Genomic DNA, 17,205 nt, shown 5'->3' with positions numbered 1-17,205 from the left:
TATTCTACTATAATCAACTCATAAGTGAAATGTTATAGGAGGTTTTCTCATGGCAAAAGAAAGTTCTTTTGATATTGTATCCAAAGTTGAATTTCCCGAAGTGCAGAATGCGATTCAGATGACGCTGAAAGAAATCGGCACGCGCTATGACTTTAAAGGATCGAAAAGCGATGTAACTTTAGAAAAGGAAGAACTTGTCCTGATTTCTGATGACGAGTTTAAACTGAATCAGCTCAAAGATGTGCTGAGCGGCAAGCTGATCAAACGAGACGTGCCGACGAAAAACATTGAATACGGCAAAATCGAAAATGCATCGGGAGGCACGGTGCGCCAGCGCGCGAAGCTTGTACAGGGCATTGATAAAGACAACGCCAAAAAAATCAACGCGGTGATTAAAAACTCCGGCTTGAAGGTCAAGTCGCAGATTCAGGACGACCAAGTGCGCGTCACCGGAAAAAATAAAGATGATCTGCAGCAGATTATTGCAGCCGTCCGCGGAGCAGACCTGCCGATTGACGTTCAATTTATTAATTTTAGATAAATTATGTGATTCCTATTGATTATTGTCTCTATTTTCGGTAAATTTGGAGAAAGGGATTTTCACAGTTAAGTTTTGGAAACCCATGACAATTACATGAACGTTCTTATCAAGAGAAGCCGAGGGACTGGCCCGACGACGCTTCAGCAACCGGTGTAGTGGTTTACCCAAACCATGACCAAGGTGCTAAATCCAGCAAGCTAAAAACAGCTTGGAAGATAAGAAGAGAGACAAATGATTACAAAGTCTTCTTCTTAAGAAGACTTTTTTTATTTCTCTTTTTTCCTTGCTGAATGTGACGAAGGAGGCAAACAATGGGACTATTACAAGACTTAAAAGAACGGGTTTTAATCGGAGACGGCGCGATGGGCACTCTCCTCTATTCCTACGGCATTGACAGATGTTTTGAAGAACTGAACGTATCAAAGCCCGAAGAAATCAAGCGGATACATAAGGCTTACGTGGAAGCCGGGGCAGATATCATCCAGACAAATACGTACGGCGCGAATTTTATTAAGCTCTCAAGATACGGACTTGAGGATGAAACGAAAAAAATCAATCAGGAGGCGGTCAGAATCGCGCGCGCTTCCTCAGACGGCGCTTATGTATTGGGAACGATGGGCGGCATCCGCACCTTTAACAAAAACGCCTACAGCCTGGAGGAGATTAAACGCAGCTTTCGGGAGCAGCTTTATTTATTGCTGCACGAAGAGCCGGACGGTCTGCTTCTGGAAACATACTATGATTTAGAAGAGGCGCGCGAAGTGCTGAAGATCGCGAGAAAAGAAACGGAACTTCCGATTATGCTGAACGTATCCATGCACGAACAGGGCGTGCTGCAGGACGGAACGCCGCTTCGGGAAGCCCTCAGGTCAATTGCCGATCTCGGCGCTGACATAACGGGAATCAATTGCCGGCTCGGCCCGTACCACATGATTGAAGCGCTCACCGAAGTGCCGATTTTCAGTGACGCTTATTTATCGGTCTATCCGAACAGCAGCCTTCCGTCTTTAGAAGAAGGCCGGCTTGTTTATGATACGGACGATGCCTATTTCCGGGAGAGCGCCGTACAGTTCCGCACTCAGGGCGCGCGCATTATCGGCGGCTGCTGCGGCACGACGCCCAACCATATCAGAGCCATGGCCGAAGCGGTCCAAGGACTTTCTCCTGTCACTGAGAAAGAAGTGAAAATCAGACGGGAAGAAGAAGTCATCTCAGTCCGCAACGAACGGACCGAGCCGGGTTTAAACGAAATCGCCGCTCAAAAACGGTCAATTATCGTAGAGCTTGATCCGCCGAAAAAATTGAATTTTGACAAATTTCTGCAAGCGGCGGCTGAATTAAAAGAAACCGGCATAGAAGCGCTGACGCTCGCCGACAATTCATTGGCGACACCGCGGATCAGCAATGCAGCCTGCGGTTCATTGCTGAAAGAGCGCCTTGATATCCGTTCTCTCGTTCACATTACATGCAGAGACCGCAACATCATCGGCCTTCAGTCACATTTAATGGGGCTGGATACGCTCGGGCTCACCGACATTTTAGCCATCACGGGTGATCCTTCAAAAATCGGCGACTTTCCGGGGGCTACCTCCGTCTATGATTTAACGTCCTTTGACTTGATCAGGCTGATTAAACAATTCAACGAGGGCATTTCTTTATCAGGGAAACCGCTCGGCAAGAAAACGAACTTTTCCGTAGCCGGAGCATTTAATCCGAATGTCCGCCATCTTGATAAGGCAGTAAAACGGCTGGAGAAAAAAATAGAGTGCGGAGCTGACTACTTCGTGTCCCAGCCTGTCTACTCGGAGCAGCAGCTCATTGACATTCATCATGAAACGAAGCATCTCAAAACACCGGTGTATATCGGAATCATGCCGTTAACGAGCAGCCGCAACGCAGAGTTCATCCATCATGAAATCCCGGGCATTAAGCTGTCAGACAGCATCCGCGAAAAAATGGCGCTCGCCGGCGAAGACAAGCGGAAGCAGAAAGCCGAAGGCCTCGCCATCGCCAAGTCGCTTCTCGACACGGCGTGCGAACTGTTTAACGGAATTTATTTAATCACCCCGTTTCTCCGTTCTGATTTGACGTCAGAGCTTGCAGCTTATATTAAGCAAAAGGATGAAAAGCGGGCTGATGTATATTTGCATTAACGCGGAAGAGGCCGCCTGATATGACAGGCGGCTTTTTCATGGTACGATACAGAAAAAGAATCAAGCAAAGGAGGATTTTTTCATGGTTGAAGTAAAACCCATCACCGCAGAAGACACATACGCGATCAGACACAGCGTGCTGCGCCCCCATCAGACGATTGAGGATTGTAAATATGATCAGGACAGCGTCAAAGGAGCCTTTCATCTCGGAGGTTTTTACGACGGGACATTGATCAGCATCGCTTCTTTCTACCCGCAGAACCAGCAGGCTTTACAGGCAGCGCCCGCCTATCAGCTGCGCGGCATGGCGACGCTTGAGGAATACCGGACGCAAAAAGCGGGAAGCACGTTAATCGCCTATGCAGAACGAAAACTGGCAGATATGGGGGCGGCGCTTGTCTGGTGCAACGCCAGATGTCACGTAAAGGGATATTACGAAAAGCTCGGCTGGAAAAGCACGGGCAGCCCCTTTGACATACCCGGCATCGGCCCGCATGTGATCATGTATAAAGAACTCGCCTGAAACAGACAAATGCCCTTGGGGACATGTCTCTAAGGGCATTACCTTGAATGTCACGCCTGCTTTTATATGCGGTACTATTGACGCCCTCCCGCTTTTTTAATACCCTTTGTACATTACACAACAGCAAGGATGGCAGGCAGAACGATATCTGTCAATTGCCGTTTTCAGCTATTAATTCAGAAAAGGAAGTATGAGATGAATACGATCCAAAAACCGAAAATCCCGAAAGAATTGCCGGTGCTTTCTTTCACAGAAGCGCTTCAGGACGACCTCATAAAAGAAGTCGCCATAGAAAACGCCGTCGTAAACAGCAAACTGGACGGCCTGCGCGCCGAAAAAGTCATTTTCAGAAACACCGTTTTTACGGATGTCTCTTTCAGACATATGGAATGTACGGATGTCCTGTTTGACAAATGTGATGTCTCAAACGCTGATTTCAGCGGAAGCATCATCCATAGAACGGCGTTTCAGCATTCAAAACTTCTCGGCTTGAATCTGGCGGATTCCGCCATGCGTCATGTACGGTTTGAAGACTGCCTCGCAAATTACAGCTCCTTCAGCTATTCCAATATGAAGCATGTCCGGTTTGACACGTGCGCTCTTACAGAAAGCGAGTGGAATGATGCCGTTCTTGAATACACTGATCTTGACGCCTGTGATTTGAACGGCTCAAATTTTATCGGCACGTCTCTTTTTAATATGGATATCAGCACGTGCACATTTGATCATCTGCACGTCTCACTTGAGAAGCTGAAAGGATGCCGCATCTCTCCGGCGCATGCCGTTACATTCGCAGAAGCGCTCGGAGCCATTGTGACGTGATCTTTTATTAGACGAAACGGCGGGCGATGTCCGCTATCGTTTGAATGCCTTTTTCCAAGTCCGGTAAGGATGCGTACGAATAGGAAAGACGCAGGCTTTGCCGGTCTTCGGGAAGATAGAGAGCTCCCGGATTGATCAGCACGCCGGCCTCCAAGGCACGGGTGAAAAGCGTCTGAACGGCGATTGCTTGATGAAAAGTGACCCAAATATAAAAGCCCCCCTCCGGCACACGCCACTCCGCAATATCTCCCGCGTATCTTTCAAGAGAACGCAATGCCGCATCTCTTCTGATTTTGAGTTCCTTTCTGAGACGCAAAAGGCGCGCTTCATAGCGGCCGCTTGACAGCCATTGACATGCCGCCCATTGAGATAAAGCACTGGAGCCGTAATCCGTCTGCATTTTAATATCGGCGAGCCTGTCTGCAACCGGCTCAGGGGCGACGACCCATCCGATGCGCAGACCCGGGCTTACGGTTTTTGACAGCGTGCCGATATACAGCACATTCCCCTCACCGTCCATCGATTTTAACGGAAGCGGCGGTTCTTTATCGATCCATAGATCACCGTATGCGTCATCTTCAATGACAGGCAGGCGGTGATTTCTTGCGAGGACGATGAGTTCCTTCCTCCGCTTGAGTGACATCACCGTTCCCGTCGGATTATGGAATGACGGAATGGTGTACAGCAGCCCTGCTTCGTATTGCCGCCGGTAAGCGGGAAGATGATCCGTTTTGATTCCGCTCCCATCCATCGGCACTCCCTTAAGCCTGACGCCCGCTGATTGAAACACACGCAGGGAATGGAGATACGACGGGTTTTCAGTCAGCATGACGGAGTTTGGTTTTAGCAGCCCGATTGAAATGAGCTGAAGCGCCTGCAGCGCGCCTGAGACGATTACGATGGATGCCGGGGACGCGTGAATCCCCTTTGTTTTCAAATGTTCCGCGACGCTTTGCCGAAGCTGCAGGCTGCCCTTCGGTTCTTCATAGCCGAGCGCAAAAATGTTAGTTCCCGCTTCACGGAACAGTTCGGCCATCTCCTGCTCAGGCAGCAGCTCTTGACTCAGTTCACCCGTCCCCAGCCTGATCAGATCCGGACGCGGCTCGTTTTGATTAATGGCCTGAATCAAGGATGAATTCGGCTGATGACTCCCCGATGTAACGTATGTGCTCCAATCAAGGGGCTTAGCCGCTGCCATGATGCTCCACGTATTGTTGACGACCTTAGTGCCTCCCCCTCTTTTTCCTTCCAGAAGACCTTGGGCGATTAACTCATCAACTGCTGCCGTCACTGTGCTTCGGTTGACCTGAAGCTCCTCGGCGAGCTTTCTTTGTGAGGGAATTTTCGTGCCAATGGTCCATTCGCCATGAAGTATTTTTTCTTTTATATGCTGTTCGATCTGGAGATAAAGCGGTATGTGCGACTCCCGATCCGGACGCCAGCTGTTCATACGTCATCCCTCCTTCTTTATTTATTATACATTTGGCTGGTTTAAGTACCAGCCAAATGGCCGGAGACATCAGCACACAGTGCGGCTACAATGAGATTTAGTTGACGATTGGAGGGTTTTACGATATGAATGCCATTCTTCACGGAGTGATGCTCGCTTTCGGCCTTATTTTGCCATTGGGCGCGCAAAACGTGTTTATTTTTCAGCAGGGAGCCTGGCAAAAACATGTGTGGCAGGCGTTTCCCGCAGTGATTGCCGCCGCGGTATGCGATACGATTCTCATCAGCGCGGCCGTCGCAGGCGTGTCAATGATTATTGCAGAGATTCCCGTTTTTCAGACCGTCATGCTTATAGGCGGCTTTTTGTTTCTCAGTTTTTTAGGCTGGCAGACTTGGAGAAGCAAACCGCAGGCCGAACAGGCGAGAAAAACGATTTTCACGGCAAAAAAACAGGCGGTCACGGCCGTCATGGTATCCCTTTTGAACCCGCATGCGATTTTGGATACCGTCAGTGTCATCGGCACAAGCTCCGCCGCCTATCCGGGAATTGATAAATGGCTGTTTGCCGGTGCTTGTATCGCGGTTTCCTGGGTATGGTTCGCCGGACTGGCATTCGCGGGACGGCTCGTCCAAACGGCGGATACAGGAGGCCGGCTCCTCGGCATCCTGAATAAATGCTCGGCATTGGTGATGTGGGGTGCTGCTTTTTATTTTGCTGCGCTTTTGTTTCGATAAAAGGAATTCGGCCAGGCCATGTTGAATGTACCGGAAGAAGAGGGGGAATTGGAATGTCAGACATTTTAAAGCTGTATCACTACCACAGATGGGCAAATGAGCAAGTTATTCAGCATCTGAAGACGCTGCCCGCGGTCAGCTTACAGCAGAAACTGAAAAGTGTTTTTCCGACTGTGAACGCCGTGCTTGTGCATATATACCGGGCTGATTACATTTGGCTTCACGTGCTTTACGGAGAAACTTTCGAACAAATCGTCTCGCAGTTTGATCAATTTGAAAAGCTTGACGGAGATTTTGAGGCGATTGAACATAGAATGACTGAACTGGACAAAGAATTCAGCGAATTTTTAAAAGAAATGGAGAACCCGGAAGGTCCGATCTCTATTTCTCATCCGCGCCTGGGGACGCTTCAGACGACATATGCCGATGTGATCCGGCATGTTGTGAATCACGGCACATACCATCGCGGCAATATCACCGCGATGCTTCACCAAATGGGCTATAAAGGCGTGCCGACTGACTACATTTTTTTCTCATACGAATCATAAAAAAGCAAAGGCCTCCCGGGCCTTTGCTTTTTTACTTCGAATCTATCATAATCCGATATAGCTGGAGACGCCCGCTTTTTCGGCCACATCGTAAATTGTCATTTTCATGCTTACTGATCCCTCTTTTGTTCTCTGGTTTTGGGTCAGTCCGTTTTCCGGCTTACGAATTTGCGGTATTCAAGCGGCGAAATGCCTTCAATCTGTTTAAACAGTTTGGAAAAATAGGTTGGGTCCTCCATACCGATGGCGTCCGCGATCGCCCCCATTTTGTCATTGGTTGCAGACAAAAGACGTTTCGCCTCCGTCATTCTGACTTTGTTCGTATACTGGCCGGGCGTGACGCCGAGCACCTGCTGCATGCAGCGGGTCACGTAGTCTTGGTTGTAATGAAGAGCCGAAGAGAGCGCTTTAATGGTTGTTTTCTCCTGATAGTGCTCCTGCAGGTACCGGGCGGCCTCCCATGCGACTCTTTCCTTTGCGGACGGGATTTGGAACGCTTCTTTCTGAAGATGGAGCAGCAGCTCTTCAAACAGAATCTGCTTTCTGAGCGGCAGATCGGAGTTCTCGGCGCTGTCATCTGTCAGGACACTGAATTGCCCGGCCATAAACTGCGGGCGTCTCACCTTCCCTTTTTGCGGCAGGGACAGGCGGTAGCGGGACGGCTCTTCAAAGCTCCCTTTTTTTCGCCTCAGCTCCGACCAGTTGTTCCCGGTTGTTTCCGTCACCTCATAAGCCGCTCCTTCAAAATGAAGCCACGAATAGGATGTCGTTTCTTCACTGCCTTTTGTTCCGTAATGTTCAAGGCCGGGAGAAAGCAGAATATATTCTCCCGCTTCAACGGAAAAGGCGTTTTCGTCTTCTGTAATGTAGAGGACGCCTTCTTTCACATACAGCAGATCAAACACCGGAAAGACCCGTCTCACATGGGTTTCGCCTTTTTTGAACACTCCTTCTCCCGCAGCGATAAAGACCGGGAACGGAGGAACTGTGAACTCGAGAAAGGACATATTTTCGGCCCTCCTTTTTAAGTCGGATTTTTGCAAGAAGTTTCGTTTCTCTCCCTTTTTATTATAAGAAAATGGAGGTACACTTTTAAACGTTGATTTTTTCAGGAAAGGGGTTAAAAGAAATGAAACAAGCGATTTTAAAACGGGCTGCATTCAAACAATCCTCTGATCACAAACTCTCATTATACGCGCTGACTTGGCCGATATTTATTGAGGTTTCATTATATATGTTTATGGGAAACGCCGACACTCTTATGCTTAGCCAATACTCCGACAACAGTGTGGCGGCCGTGGGTGTCAGCAATCAGATTTTAAATTTAATTATCGTGATGTTCAGCTTTATCGCAACGGGTACGACAATTGTGATTTCACAGTTTTTAGGATCTAAACAGAAAAAAGAGGCGCAGGAAGTGGCTTATGTATCAATAGGAGCGAACTTTGTCATCAGTCTCGCCATCAGCGCCGCCATATTTTTTGCGGCCGTTCCGCTGCTTCATGTGATGGGTCTTTCCAATGAATTGATGCCGGATGCCAAAGTCTTTTTGCAGGTGGTCGGCGGGCTGTCCTTCATTCAGGCTTTGATTATGACGTTCAGCGCCATTTTAAAAAGCTACGGTCATACGAAGGATACGATGTTCGTTACGATCGGGATGAATATTTTAAATATTGCCGGAAACTTTCTTGTCATTTTCGGGCCGCTCGGCCTTCCGGTGTTAGGCGTCGCCGGTGTTGCGATGTCAACATCCTTTGCGCGGATCATCGGGCTGATCGCGATGATTGTGATCGTCAAAAAACGCATCGGACTCGGTCTGACATGGCAAAAGATTTTTCACGTCCATAAAGAGCACTTGCGGAAACTCCTGAAAATCGGGATTCCGTCTGCCGGCGAACAGCTGTCTTACAACATTTCGCAAATGGTTGTCACTTATTTTATCGCCATTATGGGCGCTCAGGCACTTACAACAAAGGTTTATACACAAAACATCACCATGTTTATCCTGCTGTTCGGAACGGCGATCAGCCAGGGCACACAGATTTTGATCGGCAGATATATCGGCGCCAAACGGTTTGACGACGCTTATGACCGCTGCATGAAAAGTCTGTACTGGGCGCTTGGCATTGCCGCTTTGACATCCGTGATCATGACCTTGTTTTCAAAGCAGCTGATCGGAATTTTCACAAGCAGCCCTGACATTATTGCGACGGCGAGCATGCTGATCGCCATGACGATCATTCTTGAGCCCGGCCGTTCATTTAATGTCATTATCATCAACTCGCTGCGGGCTGCCGGAGATGCAAAATTCCCCGTCTACATGGCAATGATTTCCATGTGGGGTATCGGACTGCCTCTCGCTTATCTGTTCGGCATCCATTTCGGATTAGGGCTTATGGGCATCTGGATTTCATTTATCGCGGATGAATGGGTCAGAGGCATTCTTATGTACAGAAGATGGCGGTCGCGGATTTGGATTCAAAAAGGGATTGCATAAACGCCCGAAGCTTCGTTATGAAGCCGGGCGTTTTTTTATGCTTGCGAAAGCCGTTGTCTCATGTCACCGAGCTCTGACCGATAATGTGCCGCTAAACCGGTAACGGCGGGCCTTGAGTATAACGGAAACAGCTCCAGCTCTTCAGACGCCTCCTCGAAATACGCCTCAGCCTCGAATGCGATGTACTCCCATACATTCATAAAAGCTTTGTTGACGGTATGGCTCTCCAGCTCTTCTTCCGTATAGCCGAATTGCTTCATCACCTGGCGCGGGAGACGCTTTTTCGCCCGCTCGTCCGTATGGACCTCCAGAAGCACCCGGGTCAGCTGAATGGCTGCTCCTAATGAAACGGCTGCATGGCGGAGTTTCTCTTGGTTCCGGCGCGCACAAACCGGCAGCAGCAGCAGGCCGAGGGCTCCGCCTGTTTGGCCCGCATACATCAGCAGGTCATCAAACTCTTGATACGCTACTTTTTCTCTGTCAGAGATTTGGCCGGCGATAAACTCACGTAACGGCTCTTCTTCAAGCGCAAATTGCTGCCGCACATCGGTGAGCGCCTCCCACAAAAAGCCGTCGGCGCGTGCCCCGTTCAGAAAGTCTTGTGCCGCCTGTTCAAATCCTCCAAGTTCCTGCACATCAAGCCGGTCAGCTTCGTGAAACAAAGCAAGCACCGCCCATGCGGCCCGCCTGTTTTTTGGCGGCAGGGATGAGAAAGTCCGTTTATATAAAGGAAAGTGCGCCTCGGCAAGCTGGGCGCATGTTTCGTATTCGGTCATGGTATCACTCCTCTGTTTTTTAGTGTACCATATGTTTCACAATAAAAAGACCGATATCCTTCAGCGGAAACCGGTCGCGGCACTGTTATTCTTCTATATCGATACGGTACGCCTCAAACCATGTATGGATCTGGGCAAGATGGGCGATCAGCTGCGGGCCTTTCATCAGCTGGCCGAACCACGGAACCTGAAAAGATGAACCTTCTGTCTCCAGCAGCATTTCCAGCTTCTTTCTGTCAAGCAGGGTGTGGAGCACGGAATCTTTCTGTTGTAAAATCGTTTTCAGCCATTCCGTGACCCCCTGCGTGTATTTCGGGTGATGTGTTTTCGGATAAGGGCTTTTTTTGCGGTACAAAATATCTTCAGGAAGCAGTCCTTCAAGCGCTTTCCGCAAGATGCCTTTTTCCCGGCTGCCATGCATTTTCATTTCCCAAGGAATATTCCAAACGTATTCCACAAGTCTGTGGTCGGCGAACGGCACCCGTACTTCAAGACTTGCGCCCATGCTCATGCGGTCTTTGCGGTCGAGCAGATTTGTCATAAACCAAAGCATATTTAAGTAGAACAGCTGCCGTCTCGCTTTATCTGTTCCCGTCTCACCGTCCAACAGCGGCGTTTCCGCAATGGTTTCTTCATATCTCGCATTCACGTATTCTCTAAGATTCAGCCGTTTTTGCCACTTTTCATCCAAGAGCGTGATCCTCTCCTCAGTCGACCTCATCCAAGGAAATCCGTCTTCTTCTGCCGCGGTGTGAAACCACGGATATCCGCCGAAAATTTCGTCCGCGCATTCTCCGGAAAGGCTCACGACAAAATCTTTTTTAATTTCCCGGCAGAACCATAATAGCGAGGAATCAACATCAGCCATGCCCGGCAGATCTCTGACGAGAACGGATTCCTCCAGATGTTCAACCAGCTGATCCTGCGTAATCACGCACTTATGATGCTGTGTGCCGAATGCATTTGTCATTTTATCGATCCACGGGCCGTCATCATTCGGCTGAAAGGCGCTCGCTTTAAAAAATTTGCTGTTCTCCTCATAATCAATGGAATAAGTATGAAGGGGATCTCTGCCTTGTTTCTCAAAATGAGCGGCGGCTATCGCGGTTATCGCGCTCGAATCAAGCCCCCCTGATAAAAACGTGCAAACCGGCACGTCAGATACGAGCTGGCGTGTCACTGCATCCTGAAATAAGTACCGAATGTGAGCCGCGGTTTCATCGAAGCTGTCTGTATGCTTTTCGCTCTTTACATTCCAATAACGCCATATGGACAAACCGTCCTTTGAGAAAGTGAACGCATGGGCGGGACGCACCTCGTGAATTCCTTTAAACACCCCGCAGCCCGGAGTTCTGGATGGTCCGAGTCCGAATACTTCCGCAAGTCCGCCGCTGTCTGTGCGGGCTTTCACATCAGGATGAGCAAGAATGGCTTTCAATTCCGACCCAAACAGAAAGGAAGAGCCGTGTTCTTTATAAAAAAACGGTTTGACGCCGAGCCGGTCTCTTGCCCCGAACAGCCGCTTGCGCTTCTCATCCCAGATGGCAAAAGCGAAAATACCGTTCAAGCGGTCCACGCACTCCTCCCGCCACTCAATATAGCTGTGCAGCAGCACTTCTGTATCAGAGGTCCTCTCAAAACGGTGGCCCCTCGCCTGAAGCTCCTTCCGCAATTCCTCCGTGTTATACAGCTCTCCATTATAAATGATGGTGTACGTTTCCTCTTGATGCGTGCAGGCCATCGGCTGGCGGCCGCCTTCAATGTCAACGACCGAAAGTCTTTTATGTCCGAATAAAACATGGGGCTCTCCCCAGACGTTTGAATCATCAGGCCCTCGTTTTGAAAGAGTGTCTATCATATTGTTCATAATATGTTTCTCTTGGACGAGCTGCTTTTGAAAATCGACCCAACCCGCAATTCCACACATGTGATATCAGCTCCAATCCCGTTTCTGTCGGTATCAAATTCGTTTCTATCAGCACTTTACCCAGTTTATGCAAAGAAACGCAGATAGTTGATTTGTCCCACTAAGAGTTGTATGAGACAAGCCCGATTTGGAAAGAACGGAAGAGAAGAAACAAACAAAGGAGACCGGCACGGTTATGAAACGAAAACAGCTTTTCTCAGAAAAAAACAAATGGGGGCGCGGCACCCTGATGATAGAGGACGGCATCTGCCTCGTCGAAAACGATGAAGGCGATATCCTGCTGGCAGACAGTCTAGGTAACGCAGACGTATTGATGAAACGCGGCGGCAGATGGCAGCCGGCACGGATTTGCGGCGGTGCGGCCGAAATCGGCGCAGACACCATCCCCCTGCTCGGCGGGGAAGAAATCCGTTATGAAAAGGCGGTCAAACGGCCGCTGTTAACCTTGCTCGATTCGCTGGACGATGAAACGTTTCTGCTGTTTCTCAGCCATCTTCACGGGTTCGGCCTGTCTGTATATGATTGCGTATTTTCCTACAATCAGGCGCTGTTTTCCGGTGAAGGCGTTTCGTTTTATCACTTCTCGGCGGATGACGCACAATGCGCCCTGCAGCATCACCGCGGCAGCTCGGGTAAACACGACAGATTTGAATGGACGGCATCTGACGGGCGGCGCTCCATTATGTATTCAGCGGCAAGACAAGACGGCACCGCGTAACAAACAGGCGGCACCTTTTAAATAGGTGCCGCCTGATGTATTCAGCTTTGTTTTTCACGCTGATTGACGCCCGGCGTTTGCTATTACCCTTCACAGCCGCAGCTTTTGCGGTAACGAGAGTGATTGACGCTTTTGGCATCCTGCACATCTTCTTCGCCTCATCAACATCCCCCTGCCACGGCATTTCTCATTCAGCGGCACAGTTGCGCGACTAAAAAAACCCGGATGCATCCGGGTTTTTCAAGCGATTGATTAAAATACGTGAAAGCCGATCGGCAAGTGTAGGCCGAGCAGCACCGTCAGGACGAGCACGATAATAAAACCGATCCACAGTCCGCCGGTTGATCTGCCTTTTTTCTTGCGGATGACGAGCATTTCCATCAGTCCGATGGTAATGATGCCGAGCAGCATTTTTCCGGCGTACTCTCCGTTCCAATTCGCAAAACGGACAAAAAGCTCAGCTCCGGTCAGAATAATAATAATGTAGAATAAGCGCAGAATCATATGCGTAATTTTTGCGCCCTTCGCTTTTCCGGAACCGTACAGCCCGTAGCTGACAAATACCAGGATAAGCGCAACGACCCATGAAGTAATATGCCAATGTGTCATTATGTTCAATTCCCCCTATCAGATCAATCTGCCTCACTTATGGTACCACAACAAGCCGATCGGAGCATTATCAATCGTGCGAAAGACACACAATTATCCGATTTGGTTCGACAGCGTGCCGATCGGTTCAATTGTAATGTCAATGCGGTCCCCCGGCTTTAAAAATTTCGGCGGCTTAAACCCTTTTCCGACACCGGATGGCGTCCCCGTCGCTATAATGTCACCGGCTTCAAGCGTCATTCCTTTTGACAGCGTTTCGATTAATTCAGCTATCGGAAAAATCATGTCACCCGTTGATCCTGATTGGCGCAGTTCTCCGTTCACCCGCGTTTCAACTTTCAGGCTTTGCGGATCACTGACGGCCGACTTATGTACAATGACCGGGCCCATCGGGCATGTCGTATCGAGGCTTTTGCCGATAAAAAACTGTTTATGTTTCTTCTGCAGATCGCGCGCTGTTATATCATTTACAATTGTATAGCCGAATATATGATCAAGCGCATGTTCTTTGGAGATGTGCGATCCGCTTTTTGATATGATGACCGCAAGCTCCCCTTCATAATCAAGCTGCTCCGTTACGTCCAAGTGGCTGTCCACTGTTTCTCCGTGTCCTGTAACGGCAGCGGGGGCTTTCGTAAAAACCATGGGATGCTCCGGTATATCAGCCTCACTCCCCATTTCAACAGCATGATCACGATAATTTTTCCCGATGCAGATCACGTTCTTTGAAGGTCTCGGAATAGGCGCGCAAAGCTTTACGTCAGACAGCGCATACATAAATGAACCCGACTCATCATTCGGTTTTTTCGCCCATTCCGCAAGCTGTCCGGCATGCGCGACAAACTTATCTCCTTTTTGAATGCACTCGATCAGCGAACCCGGAATCGTCTCAAGTTCAAACAATTTTTTTTCAGCCTTTTGCAGATCTAAGATTTTGTCATCATCAATGATCAGACCGACAAATGTTCGGCTGTTCAGTTCCCCTGTCGCAAATTTCATGTTAATCCCCCATCATTTTTAAATCTGGCATTCCTTTATGTATTCTTCCTCCGGGCGGGAAATTCCTCTTTTAAACAGGCTGAAAATAAGTGTAAAAGAGTATCAAAAATTGTCACTTTTTTAGTCATATTGACGAAATAAAACCTTCTTGGCCAAAATGGGTTATACTATTATCATCCTATGTTTTCCAAAATAATCGAGAATTGGAGATCACACGATGAACAAAATTGAAGAAAAAAGATTAACTTTATTCGAGACAGCGCAAAAATTCGGAATCAATGCAACGGAGACCATCAGGTGCAGCCAGGAGCTGGACAGCCTTTTAAACGGGTGCCGGGGCGGGCTCATCCAACAAACGAAAGACAGCGGGCTGAACCCGGCCGCACAGATTGAGCACAGCCGCACCGCAGGAAAAAAAGAGGCTTTCTCATAAACGTGATATGTATATAAATCTGTATCATTTATGTATAAGACCCGGCATGCGTAAAGCGCCGGTGTTTTTACGTCTAAAGTTTTTTCCGCTCACAAAAATGTGCATTTGTCATAAGCTATTTTAGGCAGGCAGCCCAGATAAGCTCCTGGAGTGCAGTCATGAAAATCTTCAGAAAAAGGATGTGCTCGTATGCCCGCAATTGTCGGAGCGTTTAAAATTAATGCCGTCGGTACGAGCGGAGTCGTTCATATAGGCGACTGCATCACCATTTCTCCAAAAGCAGAGGTTAAGACATTTGCCGGAGCGGGCAGCTTCAATACCGGAGACAATCTCACACTGACGAATTACAGGAATTCAACGAATGTGTACGATAATGATGTAATCGATCAGCCGATGGCAGGAAACGCATAAAGGAGGCGCCGTATGAATTTTTACGTCAATCAGTCGATCCATATCAATTACATGCGTGTAGAATCTGTCAGCAATTCCTCCATACTGCAAATCGGAAGCGCCGGTTCAATTAAATCTCTTTCCAATCTGTACAACACAGGGAGTTATGTTGAGCCGGCGCCGCCTGTCACCGCGGGGCAGCAGACTGTAACAACAGGGGGAGGTCCCGGCACCTCATCATTTGTACCGCTCCAGCCGCCAAGCCGGTAGTTTTAATGAAGGAAACGAGACGCGAGGTGAATGTCATGTATGATCAATCCGTTTCATCCTACCTGCAGAATTTAAATTCTTTCGTCCAGCAGCAGGCGCAGCAGATTCAGGAGCTCGAACGGCAGCTGAAAGAATTCCAAAATGAAATTTCAACGCTGAAGCAGCAGCCTTCTACAAGAATCGATCGGCTCGAGTATAAATTTGATCAGCTGAAAATTGAACGGCTGGAAGGAACGCTGAATATCGGATTGAATCCGACTGATCCGAATGCCGTGCAAAACTTCGAAGTCGGCCAGACATCTCCGCAGGTCGGAATGATGCAGCAGGAACAGGCGGGCCAGCAAATGCAGCAAATCCGCCAAAACGTCGATATGTACCTGAATGAAGAAATCCCCGCGCTTTTAGAACAGCTCGAAACTCAGTATGAGAGCAGGCTGGACGAAACGAACAAATATCATATTATTGAAGATATCAGAAAGCAGATGGACAGCCGGATTCAGTATTATCTGTCCCATGTCCCGAAAGAAGAAAATACGGCGCCCGCGCAATATGCCGAACAGATTGCCGAACATGTGAAGCGTGATATTGTCAGGGCCGTCGAGCACTTTATTAAGCACATACCTGGTGAAATGAAAGGTGATGATCCGTCATGATTTTTACAGTGATTAACCGGAATATTGAAGTCGGCGACATCCGGTCTACCGGTGTATCCAGTTCTTCCTTATTATTAATCGGCGACACCGATTCCGTCTATCTGTCTTCCATCTTTGACACGCCTCCGGAATCTCTTATTATCGGGCCTTATGTGCCGCTGGCGCCGGAATAATGTTAAAGCGCATTTCACGCCTCCGGAACGCCAAAATCAATTCAGTCGGGATTGCGAGTGTTTTTCAAGCAGGCGATACGAATGAAATCAATATGCGGATCAAAGTATTGGCCGATCAGCGTAGTCTTGCTGTATACAGAGATGATGAAGGCTCATTTAACAAAAAAGAATACCAGATTTTTCGGCAGCCGGCCGTCATGCCGTTACCGGAAACGGGAGTCCAAAGCGCATTCTGCCATGAAAACCCTTCAATTCGGGTAAGGAATGTGAAAGTTCAAGGGGTATCGTCAGCGTCCGTGGTTCAAATCGGATCGACGTCGATCGTTCTGGGAGATTCGCGGCTGAAACATATTAGGCAGATCTTCACGTCAAGCTCACAATCACAGCAGCCCTGACATATAATGACGGTGAGACTTCTATAAAGGGTGTCGTTTATGCCAGCAATTACCGGACCTATAGCTATCAATTCCATATCGGGCGGAGTCGTAAACTTTGGTGATTCCTTTTACCTTTCTCCAAAAAGCTCTTCTAAATCTGCGCTCGGTTCGGGAGCAGGCAATACCGGAGATTTCCTGTTATTAAACAACGTTGTCAATGCGACAAACTATATAGACCCCGATGTCAGCGATCAAAATGTGGTCGGAAACGCCTAAAAAGCAGCGCTCTTTCAGAAGAGGGCTGCTTTTGGTTCAGCGTTATTTTCGTTCATTTGCTTTTTTTGTTTTTACAAGCTTTTCCGGCGGCTGTTTTCTGATCCATTTCACAAACCGCGCGAGTTTCGGGTCACGCCGCAGCTCTTCTATTCCCGCGAGCCTTGCCGCAAGCTCCTGATTCGTATAGAGCGCGTGAACCTGTTTATGACAAGGGATGCAGAGCATTGCGGTCGGAAGGAATGTCCCGCCTTCTTCCTTAGGCGTTAAGTGGTGCTCCGTCAGCCGCACATGATGGCGGCCGCATAATTCACATGTGCCCTCGGCAGAATCGGCCAT

At 48.7% G+C, this 17,205-nt stretch carries 23 protein-coding genes and 1 riboswitch; of the genes, 16 read left to right on the top strand and 7 right to left on the bottom strand.

Annotated features, from left to right (window positions below; translation table 11 throughout):
• The first annotated feature begins 49 nt into the window (after positions 1-49).
• The 4 genes from NYE62_RS05510 to NYE62_RS05495 all read left to right on the top strand — a co-directional run bounded on the left by NYE62_RS05510 (position 50) and on the right by NYE62_RS05495 (position 4,039).
• Positions 50-541 carry a YajQ family cyclic di-GMP-binding protein gene (locus NYE62_RS05510; RefSeq protein ID WP_012117263.1) on the top strand — a complete coding sequence of 164 codons (492 nt, stop codon included), beginning with the start codon at positions 50-52 and terminating at the stop codon, positions 539-541.
• A 100-nt stretch (positions 542-641) separates the two neighbouring features.
• Positions 642-763, top strand: a riboswitch (SAM riboswitch).
• 89 nt (positions 764-852) lie between these two features.
• On the top strand, positions 853-2,694 hold the full coding sequence (locus NYE62_RS05505) for a bifunctional homocysteine S-methyltransferase/methylenetetrahydrofolate reductase (RefSeq protein ID WP_033574504.1): 1,842 nt from the start codon (positions 853-855) through the stop codon (positions 2,692-2,694).
• 82 nt (positions 2,695-2,776) lie between these two features.
• Positions 2,777-3,217 carry a GNAT family N-acetyltransferase gene (locus NYE62_RS05500; protein ID WP_007409151.1) on the top strand — a complete coding sequence of 147 codons (441 nt, stop codon included), beginning with the start codon at positions 2,777-2,779 and terminating at the stop codon, positions 3,215-3,217.
• Positions 3,218-3,412: 195 nt separating this feature from the next.
• Positions 3,413-4,039 carry a pentapeptide repeat-containing protein gene (locus NYE62_RS05495; protein WP_040238296.1) on the top strand — a complete coding sequence of 209 codons (627 nt, stop codon included), beginning with the start codon at positions 3,413-3,415 and terminating at the stop codon, positions 4,037-4,039.
• Between the two features lie 7 nt (positions 4,040-4,046).
• On the opposite strand, the gene NYE62_RS05490 is transcribed toward NYE62_RS05495, so the two are convergent.
• Positions 4,047-5,489 (bottom strand): PLP-dependent aminotransferase family protein, encoded by a 1,443-nt coding sequence (locus NYE62_RS05490; protein ID WP_040238299.1) that lies wholly within the window; start codon positions 5,487-5,489, stop codon positions 4,047-4,049.
• Between the two features lie 125 nt (positions 5,490-5,614).
• On the opposite strand from NYE62_RS05490, the gene NYE62_RS05485 reads away from it, so the two are divergent.
• Positions 5,615-6,223 (top strand): LysE/ArgO family amino acid transporter, encoded by a 609-nt coding sequence (locus tag NYE62_RS05485; protein ID WP_040238301.1) that lies wholly within the window; start codon positions 5,615-5,617, stop codon positions 6,221-6,223.
• A gap of 53 nt (positions 6,224-6,276) precedes the next feature.
• Complete coding sequence (locus tag NYE62_RS05480; protein ID WP_015239546.1) at positions 6,277-6,771, top strand: DinB family protein; 495 nt, start codon at positions 6,277-6,279, stop codon at positions 6,769-6,771.
• 143 nt (positions 6,772-6,914) lie between these two features.
• Here NYE62_RS05480 and NYE62_RS05475 read toward each other — a convergent pair whose 3' ends face one another.
• Positions 6,915-7,778 carry an AraC family transcriptional regulator gene (locus tag NYE62_RS05475; protein WP_007409155.1) on the bottom strand — a complete coding sequence of 288 codons (864 nt, stop codon included), beginning with the start codon at positions 7,776-7,778 and terminating at the stop codon, positions 6,915-6,917.
• A gap of 122 nt (positions 7,779-7,900) precedes the next feature.
• Here NYE62_RS05475 and NYE62_RS05470 point away from each other — a divergent pair, with 122 nt between their 5' ends.
• The gene (locus NYE62_RS05470; RefSeq protein WP_003155121.1) at positions 7,901-9,268 is read left to right on the top strand and encodes an MATE family efflux transporter; all 1,368 of its coding nucleotides are present in this window, start codon (positions 7,901-7,903) and stop codon (positions 9,266-9,268) included.
• Between the two features lie 35 nt (positions 9,269-9,303).
• Here the strand turns inward: NYE62_RS05470 and NYE62_RS05465 are convergent, their stop codons facing one another.
• On the bottom strand, positions 9,304-10,044 hold the full coding sequence (locus NYE62_RS05465) for a squalene/phytoene synthase family protein (RefSeq protein WP_199022463.1): 741 nt from the start codon (positions 10,042-10,044) through the stop codon (positions 9,304-9,306).
• An 85-nt stretch (positions 10,045-10,129) separates the two neighbouring features.
• Positions 10,130-11,971 (bottom strand): asparagine synthase (glutamine-hydrolyzing), encoded by a 1,842-nt coding sequence (gene asnB / locus NYE62_RS05460; RefSeq protein ID WP_025284535.1) that lies wholly within the window; start codon positions 11,969-11,971, stop codon positions 10,130-10,132.
• A 175-nt stretch (positions 11,972-12,146) separates the two neighbouring features.
• Here asnB and NYE62_RS05455 point away from each other — a divergent pair, with 175 nt between their 5' ends.
• A complete protein-coding gene (locus NYE62_RS05455; RefSeq protein WP_038456447.1) occupies positions 12,147-12,689 on the top strand; it encodes a DUF2777 family protein in 543 nt (180 codons plus the stop codon).
• 35 nt (positions 12,690-12,724) lie between these two features.
• Positions 12,725-12,904, top strand: coding sequence for a hypothetical protein (locus NYE62_RS05450; protein WP_233162021.1), 180 nt, complete (start codon positions 12,725-12,727; stop codon positions 12,902-12,904).
• Positions 12,905-12,941: 37 nt separating this feature from the next.
• Here NYE62_RS05450 and NYE62_RS05445 read toward each other — a convergent pair whose 3' ends face one another.
• Entirely contained in the window at positions 12,942-13,298 is a 357-nt protein-coding gene (locus NYE62_RS05445; RefSeq protein WP_199022462.1) for a YisL family protein, read from the bottom strand.
• A gap of 93 nt (positions 13,299-13,391) precedes the next feature.
• Complete coding sequence (locus tag NYE62_RS05440) at positions 13,392-14,297, bottom strand: fumarylacetoacetate hydrolase family protein (RefSeq protein WP_031378473.1); 906 nt, start codon at positions 14,295-14,297, stop codon at positions 13,392-13,394.
• 217 nt (positions 14,298-14,514) lie between these two features.
• Here NYE62_RS05440 and NYE62_RS05435 point away from each other — a divergent pair, with 217 nt between their 5' ends.
• The 7 genes from NYE62_RS05435 (at position 14,515) to NYE62_RS05405 (ending at position 16,869) form a co-directional block, all read left to right on the top strand.
• Positions 14,515-14,730 carry an aspartyl-phosphate phosphatase Spo0E family protein gene (locus NYE62_RS05435; RefSeq protein WP_033574502.1) on the top strand — a complete coding sequence of 72 codons (216 nt, stop codon included), beginning with the start codon at positions 14,515-14,517 and terminating at the stop codon, positions 14,728-14,730.
• Between the two features lie 189 nt (positions 14,731-14,919).
• Entirely contained in the window at positions 14,920-15,141 is a 222-nt protein-coding gene (locus NYE62_RS05430; protein ID WP_003155135.1) for a spore germination protein, read from the top strand.
• Positions 15,142-15,153: 12 nt separating this feature from the next.
• Positions 15,154-15,390, top strand: a complete 237-nt coding sequence (locus tag NYE62_RS05425; RefSeq protein WP_007409164.1) for a spore germination protein GerPB — start codon at positions 15,154-15,156, stop codon at positions 15,388-15,390.
• A 35-nt stretch (positions 15,391-15,425) separates the two neighbouring features.
• Positions 15,426-16,043 (top strand): spore germination protein GerPC, encoded by a 618-nt coding sequence (locus tag NYE62_RS05420; RefSeq protein WP_003155139.1) that lies wholly within the window; start codon positions 15,426-15,428, stop codon positions 16,041-16,043.
• Complete coding sequence (locus tag NYE62_RS05415) at positions 16,040-16,216, top strand: hypothetical protein (protein ID WP_003155141.1); 177 nt, start codon at positions 16,040-16,042, stop codon at positions 16,214-16,216. Before NYE62_RS05420 ends, NYE62_RS05415 begins: the two co-directional genes overlap by 4 nt.
• Complete coding sequence (locus NYE62_RS05410) at positions 16,216-16,611, top strand: spore germination protein GerPE (RefSeq protein ID WP_144664074.1); 396 nt, start codon at positions 16,216-16,218, stop codon at positions 16,609-16,611. Before NYE62_RS05415 ends, NYE62_RS05410 begins: the two co-directional genes overlap by 1 nt.
• 39 nt (positions 16,612-16,650) lie before the next feature.
• Positions 16,651-16,869, top strand: coding sequence for a spore germination protein (locus NYE62_RS05405; RefSeq protein ID WP_003155143.1), 219 nt, complete (start codon positions 16,651-16,653; stop codon positions 16,867-16,869).
• A 42-nt stretch (positions 16,870-16,911) separates the two neighbouring features.
• On the opposite strand, the gene NYE62_RS05400 is transcribed toward NYE62_RS05405, so the two are convergent.
• Positions 16,912-17,205, bottom strand: coding sequence for a hypothetical protein (locus NYE62_RS05400; protein ID WP_003155144.1), 294 nt, complete (start codon positions 17,203-17,205; stop codon positions 16,912-16,914).

Source organism: Bacillus sp. FSL K6-2861 (assembly GCF_038630725.1).
Classification (GTDB): Bacteria; Bacillota; Bacilli; order Bacillales; family Bacillaceae; genus Bacillus; species Bacillus velezensis.
This window is presented reverse-complemented; position numbering and strand designations above follow the sequence as displayed.